Raw genomic sequence first — 2,582 nt, forward strand, 5'->3', positions numbered from 1 at the left:
TATTTCAGGTAAATATTGTAATCCATACGTATCCGTTCACTTTGAGAAAGACTTGGAAAAATATACAGTGAAGTATTAAGATCGAAATCCTTCACATTATAAATATTGAACCTGGTTGCAATCAGTAATTCGGAGGAAGTTCTGTCTGTGTTTTCACCCAAATATTTCTCTATGTTATAACTGTACCCCGCACTCAGACCCAGATCGAGCGTACTCGTACTCTTTAATAGTTTTCCGAAACTCACACTTGGACTAATCCTACTGGTTAATGCCTGGGCCGTATTGGATAGGAACGATATTTCCCCAAGCAGATACAAATTACCCTTAAAGAGTCGGGTGATATCTACATTTGCATCGGTCCGCTTTGTGTCATTGGCATTATCCTGATTCTTATTTAACGTACTTATCCTACCGCTCATGAGCAAACGGTTTCCGGTATAATCTAATCTACCTGATATTGAAAACTGATTACTATTGTTGGCTTTTGTTAAGTTGAATCCCAGATCTATAGCCGCCTCGAAGCGTTGCCAGAAGTTATCATTTACTTCCTTAAGCGCCAAAATATCGTTAAGCGAATAATATTCAATTTCACCATTTAGCAGACGAATAGACACCTGGCCGGGGCCTTCTGAACTTATTATCCCAAAACGTCTCGCCCCTCCAATAAGGATTATCACGCAACTGCGTTGCACTTTCAGCTCACTAATCTTATCGATCTGAGTGTAACCCAGGGTACAGATCAATAAGCAGAAAATAAAGTGTTTCATAGAGGAAACTATATATCGAAGATAATAATTAAAATCGCATCATATCATATATAAACAGGACTTAAACCTGGTTTGGTGTTACAAGGTATCGAGTGGACTCGTTACGTCCAGAATGGATCGTGTACTCACGTGTGTATAAATCATTGTTGTTTTAACTGAACCGTGCCCCAGTAATTCCTGGATGATGCGTACATCGGTCCCGGCGTCCATAAGATGGGTAGCATAGGCATGCCTCAGGCTGTGGGGTGTTACGGATTTTTGTATATGTGCTTTACGGCAGGCATCGTGGAAAACTTTCAGCAAGCTTGTTGCTGAATACATTCCTCCTTTCAACCCCTGGAACAAATAGTTTTTGGGTTGGTATGACCGATAGTACTCTCGTAGTTGCCGAAGCAATGTTACAGATAAAGGAACCAGTCTGTCCTTGTTTCCCTTGGCATTTTTAATATGAACCACTCCCCGATCGCTATCAATATCTTCGACTTTCATATTTAGCAATTCGCTTCGACGAAGTCCCAGCCCATAGAGACACATGAGCATTGTTTTGTGTTTGATATTTGTAGTTACGCTTAACATGCGAGTGATCTCCTCTCTGGAAAGTATTTGCGGTAATCTTCTTTGTTTTCGAACCGGGTAGATATTTGAGAAATCTATCTTCCTTTGGTGCATTTCTCTTAGGTAAAGGCCCAGGGCTCCCAGCAATTGTTTATGGCTTGATCTGCTATATTTTTTCCGTTCCACCAATTTCATTGCGTGTCCTACAATTTCAGGGTTTTCGAGTTGATAAATTGGAAATTCGCCTACCTGTTGTTGAAGCATTCGCAGCATTGAAAGGTAGATATTTATAGTGTTGGGGGCGTATCTTTTTAATTCGAGGATCCTGCCGAAATCGGAAAAACTGTGCATATCGTCCATAGTCTTGGTTATTGAAATGTGTTAACAATTGGTACTATAACCAACCCCGGGGAGCAGAACGACACAGCAATTTACAATTTTTTTAATTTAGTACCTTTATACAAACGTTGTGCTTAATTAAAAGAATATCATATGGAAAAGTTGATAAAATATAGTGGGATCGCGCTGATATTGGGAGGGCTATCTTTTGTTATCACTAACGTGGCCATTTCTCCTTTTGTAGACTTTGAAGCGCCTTTTAGTGAAATGCTCACATCTTCTACATTTTTCTATAGAATGATATTTGCTGCATTAACAGTGGCATTTCTTTTATTTGGTAGCGTTGGACTTTATCTGCATCATAGGCGAGTGGAACGCGCCAGATTCTTAAGGCATGCGACATTTATTTTAGCTTTTTTTGGCAGCGCGTTCCTTTTAGCAAATGAATGGCATCAAATATTTGTACTACCTGAGATTGCCAAGATAAGTCCTGAGGTCATGGATGAATTAGGGTCGTCTGATAAAATAAGTAGTTATGTTATTGGAGCTATGTTGGCATTAGCCACGTTCTCAATTGGCTGGATCTTATTTACAGTATATGTTTTGATTGCCAAAAAATTAAAGAGTTTAGGACCAGCATTGGTGATTGCAGGATTTCTTATTATTCCCCTTATTTCAGGAATATTTACACCTACATGGGGAGGTATCATTGGAAGTATTTCCTTAGGAATAGGATTTACCTTAATTGGAATTGAATTAATTAAATCAAGTTAATTATTTGACTTTAGAATTTAACTAAAACTAAGCACAACAATGTGTATAAGCCATTAAAACGGCTCATACACAAAGCCGTTATGTGCAATTAAAAAAACAGAAAATGAAAAAAATATTATTTATAGGTTTGATAGCGACTTTTTCATC

The 2,582-nt window shown here is 38.4% G+C and carries 3 protein-coding genes; 1 reads left to right on the forward strand and 2 read right to left on the reverse strand.

Annotation, left to right across the window (positions count from 1 at the left end; all coding sequences use genetic code 11):
* Together Q0X89_RS12280 and Q0X89_RS12285 are read right to left on the reverse strand one after the other, a co-directional pair.
* Positions 1-767, reverse strand: a 767-nt coding sequence (locus Q0X89_RS12280) for a DUF481 domain-containing protein (RefSeq protein WP_297694583.1), incomplete at its 3' end; no start/stop codon positions are given.
* 78 nt (positions 768-845) lie between these two features.
* The gene (locus Q0X89_RS12285) at positions 846-1,682 is read right to left on the reverse strand and encodes a tyrosine-type recombinase/integrase (protein ID WP_297694585.1); all 837 of its coding nucleotides are present in this window, start codon (positions 1,680-1,682) and stop codon (positions 846-848) included.
* A 132-nt stretch (positions 1,683-1,814) separates the two neighbouring features.
* Between Q0X89_RS12285 and Q0X89_RS12290 the strand changes: the two genes are divergently transcribed.
* On the forward strand, positions 1,815-2,435 hold the full coding sequence (locus Q0X89_RS12290; RefSeq protein ID WP_297694587.1) for a hypothetical protein: 621 nt from the start codon (positions 1,815-1,817) through the stop codon (positions 2,433-2,435).
* Positions 2,436-2,582: the final 147 nt, after the last annotated feature.

Origin of the sequence: uncultured Eudoraea sp., assembly GCF_947258525.1 — a bacterium.
GTDB lineage: Bacteria > Bacteroidota > Bacteroidia > Flavobacteriales > Flavobacteriaceae > Eudoraea.